Source organism: Brasilonema octagenarum UFV-OR1 (assembly GCF_963888615.1).
GTDB lineage: Bacteria > Cyanobacteriota > Cyanobacteriia > Cyanobacteriales > Nostocaceae > Brasilonema > Brasilonema sennae.
Genome location: NZ_CAWPKW010000302.1, coordinates 16516 through 36642, shown reverse-complemented (window position 1 = coordinate 36642; position 20127 = coordinate 16516). Strand labels below are relative to the sequence as shown.

Annotated in this window: 18 protein-coding genes, 1 tRNA gene and 1 pseudogene; 7 read left to right on the top strand and 13 right to left on the bottom strand. The window is 42.2% G+C overall.

Annotation, left to right across the window (positions count from 1 at the left end; translation table 11 throughout):
- Positions 1 to 102 precede the first annotated feature (102 nt).
- Positions 103 to 238 (top strand): annotated as a pseudogene (locus AC5590_RS26490) (HNH endonuclease); the annotation flags it as partial.
- A 163-nt stretch (positions 239 to 401) separates the two neighbouring features.
- On the opposite strand, the gene gpmI reads toward AC5590_RS26490, so the two are convergent.
- Together gpmI and AC5590_RS26480 are read right to left on the bottom strand one after the other, a co-directional pair.
- Positions 402 to 2000, bottom strand: coding sequence for a 2,3-bisphosphoglycerate-independent phosphoglycerate mutase (gene gpmI / locus AC5590_RS26485; protein ID WP_169266327.1), 1599 nt, complete (start codon positions 1998 to 2000; stop codon positions 402 to 404).
- Positions 2001 to 2418: 418 nt separating this feature from the next.
- Positions 2419 to 4113, bottom strand: a complete 1695-nt coding sequence (locus AC5590_RS26480) for an ABC-F family ATP-binding cassette domain-containing protein (protein WP_169266326.1) — start codon at positions 4111 to 4113, stop codon at positions 2419 to 2421.
- A 371-nt stretch (positions 4114 to 4484) separates the two neighbouring features.
- On the opposite strand from AC5590_RS26480, the gene aroQ reads away from it, so the two are divergent.
- Entirely contained in the window at positions 4485 to 5216 is a 732-nt protein-coding gene (gene aroQ / locus AC5590_RS26475; protein ID WP_169266325.1) for a gamma subclass chorismate mutase AroQ, read from the top strand.
- A 50-nt stretch (positions 5217 to 5266) separates the two neighbouring features.
- Here the strand turns inward: aroQ and AC5590_RS26470 are convergent, their stop codons facing one another.
- The gene (locus AC5590_RS26470; protein WP_169266324.1) at positions 5267 to 5707 is read right to left on the bottom strand and encodes a hypothetical protein; all 441 of its coding nucleotides are present in this window, start codon (positions 5705 to 5707) and stop codon (positions 5267 to 5269) included.
- Positions 5708 to 6019: 312 nt separating this feature from the next.
- On the opposite strand from AC5590_RS26470, the gene AC5590_RS26465 reads away from it, so the two are divergent.
- The 4 genes from AC5590_RS26465 to AC5590_RS26450 all read left to right on the top strand — a co-directional run bounded on the left by AC5590_RS26465 (position 6020) and on the right by AC5590_RS26450 (position 9870).
- Entirely contained in the window at positions 6020 to 6361 is a 342-nt protein-coding gene (locus tag AC5590_RS26465) for a hypothetical protein (protein WP_169266323.1), read from the top strand.
- Between the two features lie 58 nt (positions 6362 to 6419).
- Complete coding sequence (locus tag AC5590_RS26460; protein ID WP_169266322.1) at positions 6420 to 8573, top strand: pentapeptide repeat-containing protein; 2154 nt, start codon at positions 6420 to 6422, stop codon at positions 8571 to 8573.
- A gap of 66 nt (positions 8574 to 8639) precedes the next feature.
- Complete coding sequence (locus AC5590_RS26455; protein WP_169266321.1) at positions 8640 to 9134, top strand: hypothetical protein; 495 nt, start codon at positions 8640 to 8642, stop codon at positions 9132 to 9134.
- A 451-nt stretch (positions 9135 to 9585) separates the two neighbouring features.
- Positions 9586 to 9870: a hypothetical protein gene (locus AC5590_RS26450; RefSeq protein WP_169266320.1), complete on the top strand. Its 285-nt coding sequence runs from the start codon at positions 9586 to 9588 to the stop codon at positions 9868 to 9870.
- A 180-nt stretch (positions 9871 to 10050) separates the two neighbouring features.
- Here AC5590_RS26450 and AC5590_RS26445 read toward each other — a convergent pair whose 3' ends face one another.
- The 3 genes from AC5590_RS26445 to AC5590_RS26435 form a co-directional block, all read right to left on the bottom strand.
- Entirely contained in the window at positions 10051 to 10404 is a 354-nt protein-coding gene (locus AC5590_RS26445) for a hypothetical protein (RefSeq protein WP_169266319.1), read from the bottom strand.
- A gap of 1042 nt (positions 10405 to 11446) precedes the next feature.
- Complete coding sequence (locus tag AC5590_RS26440) at positions 11447 to 11602, bottom strand: hypothetical protein (RefSeq protein WP_169266318.1); 156 nt, start codon at positions 11600 to 11602, stop codon at positions 11447 to 11449.
- A 99-nt stretch (positions 11603 to 11701) separates the two neighbouring features.
- A tRNA-Val gene (locus tag AC5590_RS26435) sits at positions 11702 to 11775 on the bottom strand.
- 364 nt (positions 11776 to 12139) lie between these two features.
- Here AC5590_RS26435 and AC5590_RS26430 point away from each other — a divergent pair.
- Positions 12140 to 12925, top strand: a complete 786-nt coding sequence (locus tag AC5590_RS26430; RefSeq protein ID WP_169266317.1) for an SDR family NAD(P)-dependent oxidoreductase — start codon at positions 12140 to 12142, stop codon at positions 12923 to 12925.
- A 26-nt stretch (positions 12926 to 12951) separates the two neighbouring features.
- Here the strand turns inward: AC5590_RS26430 and AC5590_RS26425 are convergent, their stop codons facing one another.
- The 7 genes from AC5590_RS26425 to AC5590_RS26395 form a co-directional block, all read right to left on the bottom strand.
- Entirely contained in the window at positions 12952 to 13731 is a 780-nt protein-coding gene (locus tag AC5590_RS26425; RefSeq protein ID WP_169266316.1) for a photosystem II electron transport protein, Sll1252 family, read from the bottom strand.
- 141 nt (positions 13732 to 13872) lie between these two features.
- Positions 13873 to 14376, bottom strand: coding sequence for a hypothetical protein (locus AC5590_RS26420; protein ID WP_169266315.1), 504 nt, complete (start codon positions 14374 to 14376; stop codon positions 13873 to 13875).
- A gap of 36 nt (positions 14377 to 14412) precedes the next feature.
- On the bottom strand, positions 14413 to 14790 hold the full coding sequence (locus tag AC5590_RS26415; RefSeq protein ID WP_169266314.1) for a hypothetical protein: 378 nt from the start codon (positions 14788 to 14790) through the stop codon (positions 14413 to 14415).
- 180 nt (positions 14791 to 14970) lie between these two features.
- On the bottom strand, positions 14971 to 17187 hold the full coding sequence (locus tag AC5590_RS26410) for a TolC family protein (protein WP_169266313.1): 2217 nt from the start codon (positions 17185 to 17187) through the stop codon (positions 14971 to 14973).
- Between the two features lie 71 nt (positions 17188 to 17258).
- On the bottom strand, positions 17259 to 18818 hold the full coding sequence (gene kaiC, locus AC5590_RS26405; protein ID WP_169266312.1) for a circadian clock protein KaiC: 1560 nt from the start codon (positions 18816 to 18818) through the stop codon (positions 17259 to 17261).
- 84 nt (positions 18819 to 18902) lie between these two features.
- Entirely contained in the window at positions 18903 to 19223 is a 321-nt protein-coding gene (kaiB, locus tag AC5590_RS26400) for a circadian clock protein KaiB (protein ID WP_169266311.1), read from the bottom strand.
- Between the two features lie 115 nt (positions 19224 to 19338).
- Positions 19339 to 19647 (bottom strand): phosphatase RsbU N-terminal domain-containing protein, encoded by a 309-nt coding sequence (locus tag AC5590_RS26395; protein ID WP_169266310.1) that lies wholly within the window; start codon positions 19645 to 19647, stop codon positions 19339 to 19341.
- Between the last annotated feature and the right edge of the window lie 480 nt (positions 19648 to 20127).

The following is a 20127-nucleotide window of genomic DNA, read 5'->3' as shown; positions in this document are numbered from 1 at the left end:
CGTCTGTGCAGGAGATACGCGTAAGCGTGTCCCTTTGGGACTTACAAAGTAGCGTCTCCGAACGCGAGTGCGGGCAAGGCAGGGCTATAGAGATACCCGAAGGGTCATTGTGGGTTAAAGATGCGAGCGTGAAGAACGAGCACACTTACACCACATCGACGGCAATCATAACAATTGGAAAACTAAAAACCTTCTAGCGGTACATGAAAGCTGTCACGATTATATCCACATGAGCCAAGGGAAAAACCCTAGAACATCGGGAGCCGAGTGCACACAAATGCGCACGCTCGGATCTAACTTAGAGGTGCGGTGGACAATACGACCCATCGACTCAACTTAATCTCAGTACAGACTCTAACGGGCTACTGAAAGCCTACACTGTCAGGGTCAGTGTAGGTAGTTTACATCGCCAGTTGTACAGGAGTGCGAGAAAGTTGCACGTCATACTCGGCGTTTTGCAGTAGCGATCGCCCTGTCATTTCTGTTGGTTGAGGTAGTTGTAGAATATCCAAAATTGTCGGTGCAATGTCGGATAGCTTACCATCACTCCGCAAGGCGACATCTGTACCATGTCCTGGAATTTTGGCTTTTTCACCTTCCACTAAAATCAGGGGAACTAAGTTAGTCGTGTGCGCTGTCCAGGGATTCCCGTTACTATCTAGCATATGCTCGGCGTTGCCGTGGTCAGCAGTTATAATTGTTGTCCCGCCGACTTTACCAATACCGGAGAGTAGGCGACCCAAACACTGGTCAACTGTCTCAACGGCTTTAACAGTCGCTTGGATGTTACCTGTGTGTCCTACCATGTCTGGGTTGGCATAGTTGATGACAACAAGCGAGTATACGCGCTTTTCAATTGCTGCGATCGCCACGTCTGTCACTGCTTGTGCTGACATTGCAGGAGCACTATCATAAGTTGGCACCATCGGAGAGCTTATCAATAGTCGGTCTTCTCCTTCAAAAGGTTCTTCTAGACCCCCATTGAAGAAGTAAGTGACGTGAGCGTATTTTTCTGTTTCTGCTGTCCGAAGCTGCTTTAAATCATGCTTGGAAATGACTTCCCCAAGAATATTACTCAAATTTTGCGGTTCAAAAGCAACCCCAACTCGTAATTCTGGGTCATACTGTGTAAAGGTAACAAAAGACAGTGGGGTGATTTGCTGTCTTTCAAAACCGTTAAATTCTGGATTGACTAAAGCTTGGCTTAGTTGTCTTGATCTGTCGGGGCGGAAGTTAAAAAAGATGACTCCGTCTCCTGGTTCGATAGCTCCAGGTGCTATTCTGACTGGGAGCACGAATTCGTCCGTCAAACGTTCTGCATACGATGCTTGTAGGACTTCCACAGCCTTTAGACCATTTCCTGGTCCATCCTGCGTCATCACGTCGTAAGCGCGTTTAACTCGATCCCAACGGCGATCGCGATCCATCGCATAATAGCGACCGCTAACTGTGACTATGCGCCCGACGCCTATACGGTCGATATAGTCTTGAAGAAGCCCCAATGCTTTCACCCCTTCAGTGGGAGTGGTGTCACGCCCATCAGTAATGGCGTGTATGCAAACTTGGGATATTCCCTGAATCTTTGCTAAGTCAAGTAGTCCGAATAGATGAGTGATGTGCGAATGCACTCCACCCTCAGAAGTTAGCCCAACCAGATGCAACTTGCCATTTCGACGATACACTTCCTGGCAAATGTTCACAAGTGCTGGATTTCTGAGAATGGAACCGTCCTCTACTGCGTCTGAGATCCGTACTAATTCTTGGGGGACAATTCTACCAGCGCCTATGTTCAAATGACCAACTTCCGAGTTGCCCATTTGACCTTCTGGTAACCCCACCGCTTTCCCTGATGTTCGGATGAGGGTGTGGGGATAAGCCGCCCATAAGCTATCCATCACCGGAGTGTTTGCAACAGCAATAGCGTTTCCATGACTCTCCTCGCAGTAGCCCCATCCGTCTAAAATGACTAGCACCACGGGAGCAATAGGTGCCTTGGTCATAGTAAAACTGCCCTTTACTTTTTGTAATACTCGAATGATACCATTGCTATTAGCAGCCGCAAGTGAATTTCTGCTTATGACCTACTTTTTTTGCATAACTGTGGGCTTTTAGACAATTCTTAAACTTTGTTTATCTTTGGTAATTTATTGTGATGTTTGGATTGCTGGACTATCTACAGTAATCCTATTTGAATTGCGGAATTTTTAAGAGAGGCGCTTAAAGCAGGGTGTCGCTTTGCGTCTGATCGCCCTGGTCGCAAAGCGAATGAAAACTTTTTGTGCAACTAGGACGATTGCTACGCTGTTCGCCGCACGATTCGGGCAAACGCCCAGCTAATTGCAGGCGATCACAAACTACACAAATCTCAGACACAAATAGAAATTCTCATGAATGACTTTGGAGTGCTAAACATACATATCATTTCTTTTTTGTGCCACTTTTTGCTGCTTTAGCAGCTTTTTTGGCAGCTTTTTCAGCAGCAATTGCTGCTAATTTTGCTTCTTCTTTTTCCTCTGCTATTTTATCTAAGTAATAGTGGTAATCTCCTAAGTAGACGCGGAAATCTCCTTCCCTGATTTCCACAATTTTGTTTGCTACCTTGGAAATGAAATAACGGTCATGAGAAACAACAAGTACTGTGCCATCATAGTTTTGAATAGCATCTTCCAACATTTCTTTTGCTGGAATGTCTAAATGGTTGGTAGGCTCATCCAGTATTAATAAATTGGCTGGTTGTAACAGCATTTTTGCTAAGGCAAGACGTGCTTTTTCACCTCCACTTAATGCCGCCACTGCTTTGAACACAGTGTCACCGCTGAACAGAAATTTTCCTAAAAGAGTGCGAACTTCTTCATTTTTCCAATCAGGAACTTCGTCATGGATAGTTTCCATAACAGTTTTTTTCAAATCCAAAGCTTCAGCTTGGTTTTGTTCAAAGTATCCAGGGAGAACATTGTGTTCACCCAATGTCACTGCTCCTTCTGTGGGTTGTTCAACACCCATGATCAGGCGTAACAAAGTGGATTTGCCTGCACCATTAGGAGCAATAAAGGCAATGCGATCGCCCTTTTCTATGAAAAGATTTCCACCCAAAAACAAAATCTTATCATCATAGATGTGAGTTAAATTCTTGATATTCACCACCTCACGTCCACTACGGGGTGCAGGAGGAAAACGAAAGTGTAGCGTTCTTAAATCATCTGTCGGTGCTTCGATGCGTTCAATTTTTTCCAGTTGTTTTTCTCGGCTTTTTGCCTGGGTACTGCGAGTCGCACTTGCGCGGAACCTATCAACAAAAGCTTGTTGCTTATCTAATTCTTTTTGCTGGCGTTCGTAAGCCGAAAGTTGCGCTGTTTGATTTTCAGCTTTTTGTTGTAGATATGCTGAGTAGTTGCCAAGATAGCTGGAGGAAACACCGCGTTCTGTTTCCACAATTTGGGTACACAATCGGTCAAGGAACTCACGGTCATGGGAAACTATCACCATTGGGGTATTCAGCCCCTTGAGATAATTTTCTAACCACTCAATGGTTTCTAAGTCTAAATGGTTTGTTGGCTCGTCTAATAGTAATAAGTCAGGTTCTTGCAACAGAATTTTGCCCAAACCCATTCGCATTTGCCAACCGCCACTAAAAGCACTCACAAGGCGATCGCCATCTTCTAGCCCAAACCCCATCTCTGGTAAAATCTTCCCAATCCGTGTGTCCAAGATGTAGCCATCTAATGCTTCAAACTGCCGTTGTAAGCGATCTAACTTATTAATCAGTTTATCCAGTTCCTCTGGAGTCGCGCTTTCCATCTCTCGCATCACCTGGGCTAAAGACAGCTGCACAGCATTAGCTTCTTTAAATACCGTCCAAAATTCTTCTCTAACAGTGCGAGTTGGTTCGACTTCAAACTCTTGATTGAGATAAGCTATGTGTAAGCTGGCAGGACGAATGATTTCGCCAGACGTGGGTTCAGTTTCCCCTGTGATAATTTTGAGTTGGGTGGATTTTCCGGCACCATTGACACCGACTAAACCAATGCGATCGCCAGCTTTGACTTCCCAGTTGACATCCTTGAGAACTTCGCCTGTGGGGTAAATTTTACTGATATGTTCCAGTCGCAGCATGAGGTGTCTCCAAGGTAGGGAATAGATAGATAAGGCAGAAGTAATTATATTGAATCCAATCTTAACAAAATTTAACTCAAAATTCTTGCTCGTCAATTCCTCAACAGACAGAAGTTTTCGATACTTGTCTCCCAAATGACAAGATTTGATTTTGCTATGAATTTCTATGATGGCTTGCAGCTAAAATAATTGAAATGGCGCACCTTGCGGCGAACGCGCAGCGTGTCGTCAGGCATAGGCAAGATGGGGTACTTCACATTCCAACTACCGAGTCAAAAATTTCAGTCCACCTCGAAAGAGATTGCGGAAACTCCGCTCTCAACCGAGGATAGGACAACAGGGTAGTTCATCATCAATTTCTGGTACCAGCGATGACAGCAAATCATTCCCGAAAGGGTGTCCTGTTGCAAACAACTCTGATTTTCCTTGGACTGTTCTTCAGCAGTGCACTAGTTACTGGGTACTTAAAATATCATTTGCTCTCTCAAAATCCACAACCACAACTCAGTTTCGTAAATAATGTAGCTGCACGCCAACAGGTACAAATTAACAAATTGCTTCAACTCATGCAGCAGAGGTTGATGATTGCTCATGATGTTGCTCGCTGGAAATGGAATCAGAAACGCCCTATTGAAGATCGTCAACGAGAACAAGAACTAATAACAAAAATACAGCAGCAGGCAATAACTTATAATCTCCAACCCGATACAGTTGCAGTTTTTTTTCGAGGACAGATAGAAGCCGGAAAGCAAATCCAGCAAGCTGATTTTCAAACTTGGCAAAAGCTTGGAGTGAAAAATTTTACTAACGTTCCAGACTTGAATCAAACTTTGAGACCATCTCTAGACAAATTGAATGTAGCATTTCTTCCTGTATTGGCAGAACTGATGCCATCCCTTGGTTGTCCAGCAGTACGAGATTTTCTTCAGTCACGTGCTTCAATTATTCTCCGTGGAAATGGCATTAGCCAAGAAGTACAACGTACTGCTCTTGCACCAATGCTCGAAGTCAAAGAGGCTTCGTGTCAAAAAGTTTCTTTATTGACTTTGCCCTATCCTCCCGTCCTCCTAGTTGGGAACATCCGTTTGGTACCAACGATTTAGGTCAAGATATATTAGCCAGAGTAAGGCTACTTACGATTCTGAACTCTTGGTTATTTTTTAGGTATCTTTTGTTGCGAAATTGATAGAGTATAGTTATACTGTCCTCTAGATAATTCTCCTACATATAAAGAGTAATTTCCCGCCTGCCAATAACCAGAGATTTCGGGCTTGCCCCCAGAGTACTTATCTGCCAACACACAAAAGTGTCCTCCTGGACCATGAATTAATAGAGTTGGTTGTCCCCCAGTTTCAACTGTTAACCGCAGATAGGGTAGTGATTCTTTGACCTGTATCACTTGATTGGGTTTAGTCGCAATGTTACCACACTTACTTGAAACTGCTCCGCCGGACGTACCATTCACAATCAGCGGATCTGGCTGCAAACTAGAAGTAATTTGCACAACTTGCGCCTCAGCCAAATGAGCATTGGTGAAAACTAAGCTCATCGTTAGTGCTGCGGGAACAATTTGAAATCGCTCAGGCATCTTCATATTTCTTGTTATGCTCCCGACTTTTGATCAAGAAAAATTTGATACATAATATTTTAAAATTAAGTGACGATAACAATCTGTCTTTGTTTCTAAGTGAACTGTATAAAGTTTTCTTTTGGGAAAAATAATTATATGGTTAAATATTAAGAAAAATGAGAATTTATAAGTAAAGCTGACGTTAAAAACTTGATTTTTGACTACCAAGAGCAGTCTTTAGAACAAAAATATTCACTAAAATCACTAAGACAACCGCCAACAAAGAGATTTGGCTGGTTCGTTGTTCATTAAGTGTTTAAGCTAAAGTAGAAACAAATGAATCCTCCAGAAGAAGACTTAAAAAGTCGCCTCCAAAAGGTAGAGGCAGAAATGAATACCTCCAGAGTGATAGTTCCACAGTCACAAAAATTAGTAAAGTCCTCTCAGTCTGGTTTTACAAGTTTGTACTATAATTTTGTGCGATTTGTAACCTTTTTCAACAATCTCTCAGGAGTGCAAAAGCTTGTATTTTCTGGTGTAGGTTTGTTATTGGGCTTAGCCATACTACAAGCAGTACTTAAACTCGTCGCTGCTGTGATCAGTCTGGCACTGTTGGCAATCTTGGTGTACGTAGGATACAAATTCTTAGTATCCAATAACTCTGTTAATCAGCAGTAGTTTATTTTTAAACGTGCACGCCTAGTGGCGTATCAATAAAATTAAAGGGAATTATCCAATGGCAACCCCAAGTGTGAAGACAAGTGATCAATCTAGTCGAAGCAAAGAACCGACAAAAACCAATTCATTGCCCTTAGCGACTAGGCGCATTGCTGCTTGGGCTGTAGAAATTACACTGGTTGTTGCCAGTGGATTGGTGCCCTTTGGGATAGGTGCGTATGCCAATTCTAGAAGCGATTTGGATCGAGTGCCACTCAACCCTTTGTTAGTACAAACAGAACGTGCGATCGCCTCTCCATTAGCTTTGCCTATCAGCTATGGTACTAGGAACGTAGCATCACCCACAAACTTGTTATGGACAATAGCCTTGCTCGCACCCCTGACAGTTTCAGGCGCTCAGTTGTATTTACTAGCGAAAACTGGTGCCACACCGGCGAAACATCGATTTGGAATAAAAGTTGTCAACGCTGAAGGTAAGCCACCCGGTTTCAAAGCCGTTTTGGTGCGAGAAGGACTTGGTCGTTGGGGTTTGCCTATGTCCGTCGCTTATTTTCTCTGGCGCAACAGCTTTTTATTTCCCAGCTTAGGCGGTTTTGCTAGCTTGGCGGTTATCATGCTTGTGTTAGAAGCCAAAGGTTTGCCTTGGCAGCAAGACCGTCGCGCACTGCACAACACACTTGCAGGCACTTATACTGTAGATGACAGTACACCTTTGACAGTGCAGTCCCAAGGCGATGGTCAGGGAAGTCAGTCATTTGAGAGCGAAAAAGACGAAGAAGATGCGATCGCATCAATTGTGATCACACAAGAATTGCCTCGCCAGCAATCTAAGCAACGGCAGGGAATACCGCAAAATCCAAATTATACAGTGGTAGGAGTCGCATTTTTTTGCATGAGTGCGGCCTTAGCGATTTTAGTTGGTACTCAAATTTACGTTAAAATACTGCGAAATCAGCAAGTTACCGAACAGAGCAATAATCAGCAGTTTCTGGCACTAATCAAAGACTTAAATCCTAATTCTACTGCTACAAACAACCAACGCCAGAAAGCAATTTTAGCTATGGGTACTCTTAATGACGCACAATCAACCCAATACCTAGTTGATTTGCTGTCTAAGGAAACTGACCCGATTTTACTTCAAACGATTCAGCAAGCTTTGGTAAACGTTGGACCCAATGCCATCCCCAATTTAAAACGCATGAATCAGTTTCTGACTGGGGAGTTAGAGCCTGTAAAAGGTAGCAAAGCTTTACCACCAGAAGTGCTAGAAAAGCAGTTACAAGCAAACCAATATGCAATTAGTAAGATTTTAGCTGTCTACAACGGTCAAACCAATGGCTTGGATCTCAGCAATGTCTCCCTAAGTCAAAACGGTTCTGAGCAGAGCTACTTCAACTTGGTATTAGATAAAAAAGATTTATGGGGAATTAAGTTCAAATCCGCGAACCTATCCTTTGGCAGTTTTAAGGGGAGTCGCTTCCGGGGAGTGGGCGAGGATGGTCGATGGGATACCTACGATGATTGGATTGCTGATTTAAGCCAAGCACGGATGAGGCAAGCAAATCTTACTGAAGCTAACCTCAGTCGTGTCCTGATGGTCCGGACTGATTTGAGCCGTGCCATTCTCAATAAAGCTAACTTATCCAACGCACGCTTAACTGCTGCTAACCTCAGTAGCGCTCAGCTAGAGGGAGCCGATTTGGAGGGTGCTGTTTTGGAAAATGTGAGTCTGACTGGAGCCGACTTGAGCGATGCACAACTCAAAGACGCGGATTTATATGCTGCTCGTCTAGGTCGCGTGATTGCAGTAGGAACACAATTCTCATTCGCCAACTTAACCAAAACCGATTGGCAAGGAGCAGACCTTACAGGAGCTTATTTTGATCATGCCAATCTCAAAGATGCTAACCTGAATGCCACTCGCCTGACTAAGGCAATTTTGCGCTCAGCAAATATGGAAAATGCCAACTTGCGAAATGCTGACTTGAGCTTTGCAGATTTACAAGGGGCGAATCTGGCAGGAGCTGATTTTCAAGGAGCAATTCTTACCTCTAGCAAACAAAATCAAACAGAGCAATTTGTGCAAACCCCAGCGTTAGGGGTGCAATCTGCAGTTGTGGAGGGAGTCGATTTCAGTAAAGTCAAAAATTTAGATCCCAAGCAAATAGCTTACATTTGCACTCAAGGAGGTATTCATCCTCGTTGTCCGTAAATTAATCATACTAAAGCCATAAAACTTACAATAATTTAGCTTAGGAATTTTGTTAGGAGCGAGGAAATGAAGCGTCTGATCAAGTACTTCGTATCAGTTGTTTTAGCTAGTTCACTTTTAAGTTTTGCTCAATTCACCCAACCAGCACAAGCTCAAGTGGCATATGGTAGCTATGTCGGTGTAGGTCCTGCGGTTGGTTTTGCAGATGGTGCCCGAGTTGGAGGAGTGATTGCTGCTCGCTACAAGCTTCTTAAAGTTCCTGTTTCTTTTCGCGCTCAGGCTTTCATTGGTTCAAATGTCGCTCTTGTCCCAACAGTTTCCTACGACTACCCCCTCAACTGGCAAACCGATGCTTACATAGGAGCTGGAGTTGTTCTGGCTGGCGGTGATACACCTTCCCCTGTTGGTAATAAAATCGGGTTTGCCCTGCAACCAGGAATTGATTACGTTGTCCCAAATAGCAATACTGTGATTTTTGGTAACGCTGTCATAGCTTTTGATGCTGTCCGTGATGGTGGTACAGCTTTCTCGTTACAAGGTGGAGTGGGTTTGAGGTTCTAATTTAGAAAATAGGTTTATATTCGCATCCCTGCCAATACGCTTCGGTTAAGGGGTAAAGGGTAAGGGGGAAAGGTGAATAAGCGCGCGAATGACGGCTTTCCCGACAGAGGCGACGGGCGTTCCCGATAGCCGTAAGGCGTGGCGTTAGCCATAGGGTGCTTCCCACAAAGTTTAACCCTTGCCCTTTAACGTTTTCCCAACGAGCGTTTGTAAACTCAAATTGCTTATCCGAACCGTATTGGGATATAAGGTGTATAAGAAATTGATGCTCCCCACCCTCAGGTGATAACTGAGGGTGGGGAGCATCAACATGTTGCAACGAGCATGTTTATCTTGCTTTTTTCAGCCAGCTATGAGATATTGCCTATAATGTACACTAAATGTATAGGCTTGCCGTACAATTTTTCATAAAGTTGAGTAACTCGCTTTGGCTGTTGAAGGAGTAATGAAAATGGCAATGGTTAATAGAGCAACGTCCTTAGTTGTTACCATTCATGATTCAAACAAGTTAACTCCTCCCTTGTGGGAGCCGATACGACTCAGTACAGCTATGGTGACGCGACTATGGTGGCATACTAAGGCGTATGGAACAGTTTTAATGATCGCTTTGGTGACTTTACTAAGTCTGATATTCTTGCGTATTTATTGCACTTCCCGCAAGCTGCTATTAGTTTCAACTCATCAAAATGTTGCAAGAAACAAATGCCATACGTTAACCGACAAATCACTGGATTAACTTGGCTGCGGATTATGTCTTGCCAAACTGAATGCGATCCACTATAAAATCTCGTACCTTTGAAAGACAGAGTGGATATAGCATTCATTTATTGATGATTGCTGATTCGAGATTACCGGAACTATATCTAACCTTAATGCGATGTACTTTTTGAAGATATGCTTTTAACAACTACCCTAGTTATTGTTTGGGATACGCTAGTTGAGATTGTTTCTTCTTGTAAACAGGATTCGTTGTTCCTGCTAAACCCTGTAAATTTTCCTGGCGCTTGGGAACATGTGGCGTAGTGCCATTGCCTGAATTGTTTCCATCTTGTGAATCAGTCTGACTACCAGAAGAAGTTGGTTGTTTCTTCTCTATAAAGTATGCTTCCTCACGTGGAATCGATATCACCTCAACTTTTTCCTTTGGAACTGAGTTTGCATTTGCCTGAGTATAAGTTCCAACTGGGAGCAATAGCGCTAACGAAAGCAAACCAAACTTTAGCAAGCTACGAGTGTTGAATTTAAATTGAATTGCCAGAAAGTCGTTCATAGTAGTTTTTCGGAATTTTATGAGAAATATAAATTTAGCTGAGGTTTGGTGTTCAATCAAATCCAACTGATACACAACTACAAGTTGAGTTGGAATGATTCCGGAATTGAGCCAAGAAACTTTATGATTACCAAAAAAAGTTCCGTAAACATTATTCCCTTGTTATATCCTTTGACTTTTAGGTCTCTACAATTAGACTCGATTTTGACGAGGGGGTAAGCGATTCATATCACTACTTTCGTAAAAAAATATTACTTAGGGGAGCCACTGCCGTGCGCGGTGAGACCAGTGCTTGATGAGGGTTTCCCGACAGAGGCATAGGTTCTCCCCGAAGGGGTTAAGCGCGTTGAGGCATATGGCGTGAGCCAGTGCGAAAAAATCGCTCCGCAGATAGTCCCGCATCTATCCGTAGAACTACAGTTCAGTTGAATTAAGCTTAACTTCATAAACAAATTGAATTAACTTTAACTTCATAAACAAATTGAACTTAACTTCATAAACAAATTGAATTAAGCTTAACTTTATAAAGAGATTGTGTTCAGCGATCGCACCCGTTTTATTAAAACCAAATTCTCCAGTTGAAACAGTCAACAGTCAACAGTTATCAAAGATCAATTTGTTGCCTAGATAACAATCTCTTAGCAACAGGAACTTTATGCCTTGGTAGTGAGTCACTGCCGTAGGCTTTTTGGTTGATCAAAGGACTTGCATTGAGTATTTGTTCAAAGATTTTTGCACAACTACCGGTGGATTAGCTCATTTACCAGGGATTGGTGCAGTTATAGCACCGTGGGAGCGGTTTCATTTGAATCCATTTCCTACTCTCAAAAAACACAGGGAACGCTTAACACCCGAACGCTTAACAGGGAAATCGTGTTTGTTTCATTCGTTGCGCGCGTCTAATCGCGCCCCTTGGGCACTCACAAAGAATTCACTTTAAGTTTTACTCACAAAAGCGTTTGAGGTTTTGGTGCAAAAGCTCGTGAATGCGTTAGCGTAGCCCGCCGCAGGCATCGCTCCAAAAGGGAATCACAGTTTGTCCTTAACAAAGTGCTTTTAGCGCCATCTGTATGTCAAACTCTGCCAGTTCTAAAAGCTGTTCATGCTCGCGCACAGGTAATAACATTAGCTGCTTCGTTTTTTCTTCACGGACAGACTCTTCAAATAACCAAGGTTCCTGTTCGCGCAATGTTTCCAATGTTGCAACGACATCAATGTGTCTCGACTACAATTAAATAGTTGCGATGACGCTAACCTGTTACCAATGACAGATAATTAGTCACTGTACAAGATCTAATGGACGTAACTGGATTCGAACCAGTGACCTCTACGATGTCAACGTAGCGCTCTAACCAACTGAGCTATACGTCCGAAGCTTTCATAAGATAGCATAGATTTAGCAGAATGGTCAATATTAATTTCCTAAAGTTGCTAACTCGCAGGCAAGTTCTGTATTTCGTTCACTTTTTGTGTATAAAATAAATTTTTATTCTACTGGAAACGTGAACACAATAGGACTGTTGACTTGTTATCCACGGGTTCATTCGAGAATTATTCTGAGGTTTCCTTGCCACCAGATGCAAGAGCAAATTATGAAAAAAATCATCTATGCCCCAACGTAGATGAAATGAAACAGCTTGATCTATTAATTTTAAGTTAGTTGAAATCAAAAAGGGTCTATCAATAAAATTGTTACAATTTGTACAATAGTTAAAAACTTTTCATAGTACCGAGAATGTCAACTGCTTTAATTACTGGTGCCTCTGATGGTATTGGTAAAGTCTTTGCTGAGGAATTAGCTGCATATAATACAAATCTTGTTTTAGTTGCTCGTTCGGAAGGAAAATTAAACCAACTAGCCAAACAACTGCAAGAAAAATACAAAGTTAAAGTAGATATTGTTGTTAAAGATCTTACAGAAACAGGCGCTACTAATGATGTGTTTGATGCTGTAAAATCAAAGGGATTAACGATTTACTTGTTAATCAACAATGCTGGTTTTGCTGAGTATGGCGACTTTGCCGAGAAGGACGAAGAACGACAAGTTAAGATTGTACAATTGAATATCTTGGCATTAGTAGATTTAACTCATAAATTCTTGCAAGAGATGCGGCAACGTCGTTCTGGAAGCATTATTAATGTATCTTCCCTGACCGCGTTTCAACCAATGCCTTATCTTTCTGTTTATGCTGGCAGTAAAGCGTTTATTGTCAGTTTTAGTCAGGCACTTTGGGCAGAAAATCGTGACTACGGTGTCCGTGTATTAGTGACTTGCCCAGGACCAGTTGAGACAGACTTCTTGGCCAAAGCTAAGTTTCCTCCTGCACTTGCAGCTAGAACAAATAAAATATCGACTGCACAAGAAGTCGTACGCGAATCTTTGAAAGCTTTGGAAAGAGGAGATCCAACTGTTGTTATTGGTGGCTTTAGTACTCACTTTATTAGTAAATTATCCAGCCTTGTTCCACGTAAAATTTTGTTGAGTCTTTTGGCAAAACAGTTTAAGGCAAAAACTGTTTAACAGTAGAGGCGCTATAGCGCCTCTGCCTACATATATCTTGTTAACTGTACGCGGTAGCGGTCTTTTTTAGTAACAGCAATTTCCCCAACTTCTAAACGTCCTTTACTACGAATGGCGATTAAATCGCCTGTTTTTAGTTGAGAACTGGCTTGAGTTATTTCCTTCCAGTTGACGCGAACATCTCCGCTGTCAATTAACTCAACCATTTTGCTACGGGACATTCCAAAACCAGCAGAGGCGATCGCATCCAACCTTAAAGAAGCTTCCACAGTAGTTAGTTCTTTTTTCTTTGGTTCGCGCACCTTCAACTCACTCAAATCTATAGGCTGAGTTTTCACGGGAACCGATCGCACCTGCTTGAGATTCATTTCCAAAAACTCTGCTAACTCCGGTACGACAATTACCTGTGCGCCACGTTCGCCTAGTACAATAATGTCCCCCGTCTTTTCGCGGACAATCCCAGTTCCCAACATTGCGCCCAAAAAGTCGCGGTGAGTAGCGGTATCAAACAAGAAATTTCCAGCTACGTCTAAAGCGGTGAGTGCGACTTGAGATTGATCCAAAGGGATTTCGGAACGGGCGATCGCCACTCTTTTGCGTTCAGCTTGGGGATATCCACCCCAAACTACCAACTGCACTTCCACGCGACGGCTAAATACCTGTTGAATTTCTGCTAACTCTGGAGGAGACAGAAAATCAGTGAAAACCACTTCCCAAGTTTTGATGGCAAGTTCCGCCTGGTCAATCACACGAGCTATACTATCTCGATTTTCAACACCTTTTAAAAGTTCTTCCCGTGGCAACATTTTAAACAGTTATCAGTTATCAGTTATCAGTTATCAGTTATCTAGTTACAACTTAGCAGTTATTAATTACAGTTACCAGTTTTCACTGTTCACTGTTAACTGATTACTGTTCACTGTTAACTGATTACTGTTCACTGATTACTATTCCCTGGGTGCGGCGTAACCTTGAATATTTTCTGGTTCAAACTGACGTAAAACACGAGTTGCTTGACGGGTAAGAATTTCAGAACCTTGAACGACAACCAAGTATTTGCCAGCATTTAAGCGATTGCGGTAAGGTAAAGCGTCACTGCTTCCAACCAATAAACCAACTCCACCACCAGCAAACGCACTACCCATAGCACCTGCAACAGCGCCCAGCAGTCCACCAATAATGTGATTGCCAATTTCACCCGCCCAAGCAAAAGTGTCCAAGCCAGTGAGGAGGCTAAAAGTAATACCTGCGAAAAATCCAAACGGTACTAGCCAAATAGCCATGAACTGAGTTTGCTTCTTTGCTTGCTCGTTGGGGTCAATCAAGCCAAATTCATCAGCAGTTTTATAACCTTTACCCAAAATTGTAGATTTTATCGCTTCTTTTTCTAAAGCCAGATAAGCAGCTTCTGCTTGGATGCGGTCAGCTAAAACGGCAATAAGATAATTCATTGATGTTAAAACTCAAGTCTAATAAGGATGAAAATATTACTGTACTAAGTCAAGAGGCTCGCAAAAATTGTTTACACTTTTCTTCAATACATATATTAAAACAGGCGTTGCTAACATCTTAGGAAACGTCGGCATTGTTTTGAGATGTTCCATCATCCCTTTAACTGAGCCGTTAACCAAATCATCCCGAAATTCTTCTTGACAAATAACGGCACGCCATTTTCGAGCTAAAGCATCTAACCATTCTGAATTTGCTATTTCTGGTTGTTGTCCGGCTCGAATCGCTAAAGTTATAGCAGCATCTTCCAAATCTCCATCACATTCTTCTATAATATCCAGTGCTTCCATAGCGATAAAGTCATCTGCAACTTGAGAGCGAAACAGTGCAATTTCTTTTGCCGTAACTTTCGTCATCAGATTGTGTTTTCAGTGTTTGAAGTTTTCCTTTATGCTAGGATATGACAATTTTGATCGCTCAAATCAACAATTCACCAAAAAATGTAAAAGGGCAGAGAAAAGGGGAAAAGTTTTTCTCTTTAACCTTTCCCCTTTACCTTCCAAAGGCTCACTGGCTCCTAATGACTATTGAGTAACCTAGCGTGCTGCTCTAGAGGTGACTGCTCGTTGTAAACCAGCTAGAGCACGATTGTAATTCAAAATTGCTGTGACTCGTTGACCTTCAGCTTGTGTCAAGGCATTTTCTGAGTCAATAACTTCAGTTTGAGTGCCGACACCTGCTTGGAATCGCAAACGTGCTAGACGTAGAGACTCTCTAGCTTGTTCAAGAGCAGTATTAGCCGTTTGAACATTCTGCAAGTTAGATTGCAGTTGAGAAAAATAACTTTCTACGTCATAGCGAATTTGGTTACGCTGGAGGGCAAATTGATTTTCAGCAATCCGAATGCCGGTCTTGTATTGAGATGCGGTTGCTTTTGCTGCTCCACCATCGTACAAAGTCAAAGTAGCGTTAACTCCTAGGGAATAATTATCGGTACCGTTTCTTTGATCGTCAAACGTATCTCCCAGATTGTACCTACCGACCAAGCTCACTTGAGGACCTAACTGACCGAGCGCTAGGCGTCGCTGTTGTTCGTTAATGTTCCGTTGCGCCAAATACTGTTGCAGTTCTGGACGGTTTTTAAAAGCTAAGACAAGAGTTTCAGCCAGCGGACGATTCCACAAACCGGCTATTTTGACTCGCTCAGCCGAACTAATATCAACTGACTGCGGCAAACTTAATGTTTGGGCTAATTTACGGCGAGCAATTTGCTGCTGTGAGATACCAGTTGTCAGCTGTTGTTGAAAATTTGCTAAATTGACCTGAGCACGTAGAACATCGAATCGAGTACTCACACCAGCGGCTTCCAAAGCTTGTGCATCTCGCAAACTAGCCTGACCATTTCTCACGGCAGACTGGGCAATGCGCACCTGTTCATCTGCTGCCTGCAGATCGTAGTATTGAGAAGTGACATTCAGGCGGATTTCCTCAGATTGACGCTCAACATCCAATTCATAAAAACGTAGCTGTTCCTCAGCTTGTCGAATGCGGGCTGTTGTTTGTCCAGAGGTGTAGAGATCGTACTGTACAGAAGCACTGCCTTGGAAATTTGTAGTAGAGGGTACATTTTCGAGTGCTGTGCCTGTGGAATTAGCTTGTTGTTGATTCAAGAAAGCAGGTCCAGTACGACTCAGACCTGCAGTCAGACCGGCAGTAGGCAACAACGCGGCTTGCGCCTGCCTTACGCTAGCTCGATTGCGCTCTACAGTTAGTAACGATATCTGTAGATCTTGATTGTTTTGCCGTGCTATCTCCAGAGCCTGTGTCAAAGTAATTGGTTGAGTTCCCTGAATCCTAACTTCTTCTGATTTTGTAGGAAACTGTAAAGGATTCGGGTTGGCTTTGAGATTATTAAGGAGCTGGACCGAATCTGCTGGCGCAGGAGTTGTTTGCGCAGGAGTGGTTTGCGCAGGAGTTGTTTGCGCAGGAGTGGTTTGCGATCGCCTGGAGGAACCCGCCTGAGTTATTCGCCCAGGAGTTGTTCGTTGTGACTTAGAAGAACTTGCCTGAGCTACCAGATTTTTTTTGGTATTTTGTTGGGAGCAGGTAGACGATTTTAGAAGCACGGAAGCAGAACGACCGACCTGACTTTTACCATTGCTGGCTTGTTGTGGGCATGAGTTCATCTGCTCCAACAGCTTTGCGACTTCTACTGTCCCACGAACTGGGGTTTGTGACTTGTTTGGTAACTGAGCAGAACTTTTCTTTTCTGTAGGGACTGGCCCCGAAGAAGGCGTTTTTTGTTCGACAGTGGAAGTAAGTGTTGAGATCTCGTTATAAGCAGAAAATGTATTTTTTGATTCCTCGGCAACAATTTTGTCGTTGTTTTGTTTTTGTATGCTTGTCCCAGACTGAGGAATTTTATTTATCAACTGGCTTTGATTTGGGGTAGATTTAAAACTCATAAGCATACTTTGAAGCTTATGTGCTACCTTTGCTACTGGTACACCAGTTTTTCCTGTCAATATTACCTCGACACCGCTACGAGTTATAGAAGATATTAAACCACCTCCCATAACATCAACAGTTGGTACTGCTGCGGCTAGAAAACTGCTACTAGCAGTATGAGGCAGTTGCGCCTTTTTAATATCGAGAGCAGTTGGAGTTCTCTCGAAAGTAGAAGTCAAGCCATCCGAAGAAGTCATAACTTTCACTCCCCGGGCTGGTACAGGATTAGCCCAAGCAGACTGAGTCGCTAATACTGCTGCTGTTACACCAGGTAAGAAACTACTAAAAATTTGCTGTTTGTTCACCGCATCCCCTCACACGAAAATTAAGCGGCTGAAACTGTTTTGTCGCCACAGAATATATCACGATGCCAAGTTTAGGGATCGGAACTCTGTGTGTCTTGAAATCCTTTGACAATGCGAGACAGTTCCGCCTTCTCATCGATAGTAACGCGCGTAGGAGCACCGCTGACAATTCGTTCATAGTTGCGGAACGAATTTTTAATTTCCGGACCGTCAGCCGTAATATTGTACTCGCGAATACCCTTGTCATGCCACGAACCACGCATTTTAAAGACATTGATTGCCCGCGCCATTTCTCCCCGAATTTCCACATACTGTAACATCAAAATTGTGTCTGTAATCGTAGAAATATGAGAGTCTGTAATAGAGTGCGAACCCATAAATTGCTCGGTTGTGTTGGTAAAAAAGCCTGTAATTTCTTCTTGCTTGGCATAACCCGTCACACCAATCACAAATTGCCGGAACGCATTATTACTTACCCCTCGTGCTAGTGCAGAAAGAGAGTCAATGGCAATACGAGAAGGTTTAAATTCAGCAATTTCTGATTTAATAATTTGCATGTGGTCTTCTAAACCGGTTGATTCCGGATACGTACAAATTATTTTTAACAAACCTTGACGTTCTAATTCCTCAAAATCTATTCCCCATGAGTAAGCATTGCGAGACAGTTGTGCGCGTGATTCTTCATAGGCAAATAATATCACCCGTTCACTGTGAACACAGCCATTTTGCAGAAACTTGCTCACCAAAAGAGTTTTTCCAGTACCCGTTGCTCCTGTTGCTAAAATAATCGAATCCCTAAAGAAACCACCGCCACACATTTGGTCTAAGGCTTTAACACCAGAGGATACTCTGACGTTTGAAGACCGTTGAGTTAAGCGCATAGCTCCCAATGGGAAAATATTAATTCCTGCATTGGTAATTGTAAAAGGATATTCACCCTTCATGTGTGTTGTACCACGCAGTTTTAGTATTTCCATTGTGCGACGGCGACGTTCTCCTTCTAAAACATTACGTACAATCGCCACATTATCGGAAACAAATTCTTCTACGCCAAAACAGGCAACAGGCCCGTATTCATCTATGCGTTCTGTGGTTATAATTGTAGTTACACTTAATTGTTTCAGACGAGCAACGAGACGAAATATTTCTCGCCGCACAACTCCTACAGCTTCATATTGCTGAAAAACTGCTGTAATTGAGTCAATAGAAACGCGTTTCGCTCTATACTTACGAATCGCGTATTGTAAGCGCTCAATCAGCGCAGAAAGATCGAAATTGCCAACAACATCTTGTCCCTCAGGATCTGGAGAAGCATCCAGTATAAATAATTTTCCTTCATTGATATGATGTTGCAAGTCCCAACCAAAAATACCAGCATTTTTAATAATATCACCAGGAGATTCTTCAAATGTAACAAAGACTCCTGATTCATCAAAGTAGGTGATACCGTTATAAAGAAATTGCAGAGAAAATAAAGTTTTGCCAGTTCCAGAGGTTCCGCTAACTAAAGTCGTTCTTCCTACAGGTAAGCCACCATGACTAATATCGTCAAAGCCCTCTATCATTGTCCGGATTTTTTCTACACCTCGTGTCGGTGTTTTGGTTTGCTCTAAATTTTCTTTATGACTCATGTTGACGTTTACAAATAGGAAGGAAACCCAGTTTTTATATTAATGATTAGTAACTATTGCTGATTATTTTTGTAGTAGAACTTACTATTCCAACGGTTCTTGCTCGTCCTCGCTCAATTCTTCATAAAGTAAATCTAATCCAATCAACACTCTTTCTCTGTCTGAAAGGTCTCCAATAATTCTCCGAACTGGTGGAGGCAAAATCTTGGATAATGTTGGCGTGGCTAATATTTTATCTTCTTCCGCCAGCTGCGGGCTTTTCAGCACATCAATAACTTTTAAAGCATAAACACCTTGAAACTCTTGTTCCAAAATATTTTTGAGTGTATTTAATGCCCGTACTGAGTTCGCAGTATTCCCTGCCACATAAAGCTTGAGAACATAGGTTCTTCGTGGTTGATTCATATTAGGTACAGGCTAGAAGTACAGATAAAACCACAATATCCTTTTATTAATTGTGATGGAATTTAAAGGAGCGATTTCTACCAAGAAAAACTGTTGAACCTTTGATTAAGTTATGCTATTGAGAAATTGAACAACGGTATAGTTCACACAAATGAGCCAGTATATCAATCAATGTTATACGGTAATCAAGTAATGCTTCATCACTCCTTCCTTCTAATTTTAGCTGTTTTGAAAATTCGTCAATCAGTTCCATATGAATTTCTATGACTTGAGGCACAGGAATATTAGCATAAAAGACTGCATTTATAAATTTATCAATGTAGTGTTTCAGTGTTTTGTCTGTAGTGGTAAAGTAATTTATAAGGATATGGCGGTAGTCTGATTTGAGTTCTTGCAATAATACCTGCTCTTCGGCTCTCGTCATTGGTTAAAAAACTGGTGGAATTCACTTCTTGTGTCATTTAACAGCATCGGAACAATTAAAGCTTAATCTTTTATTTATATTTGTGGGCAGCAATTTGAGTATATACTGAACGTTCCTTTGCGTGGTAGCTCTCACAAAAAATTAAAAAAGTTGGGTAAAAATCACATTAGTGATGTCGCTGATCCGCCCAAAAAACCGTTGTTCATTAGTTGAATCAACTTGAGTCCTCCAAAATGGTTTGATATCTACCTGGAAAATCATTATGAAAATAACATTTGTGTTGATCAATCATAGTTACTGATTCTATTGTTAAAAACTTTGAAGCTTCTTATTAAAGTGAAGCCACGCTCAAGCGTGAAAATCGTCATTCTAACTTTTACACTTCAAAACTCCTTTAGCTCATAACCGAATAAAATACTTTCTTAGTAAATATCAAGGTACAAAGCAAATCTGCCAGTTGACGAAAAGGACTGACTGTGT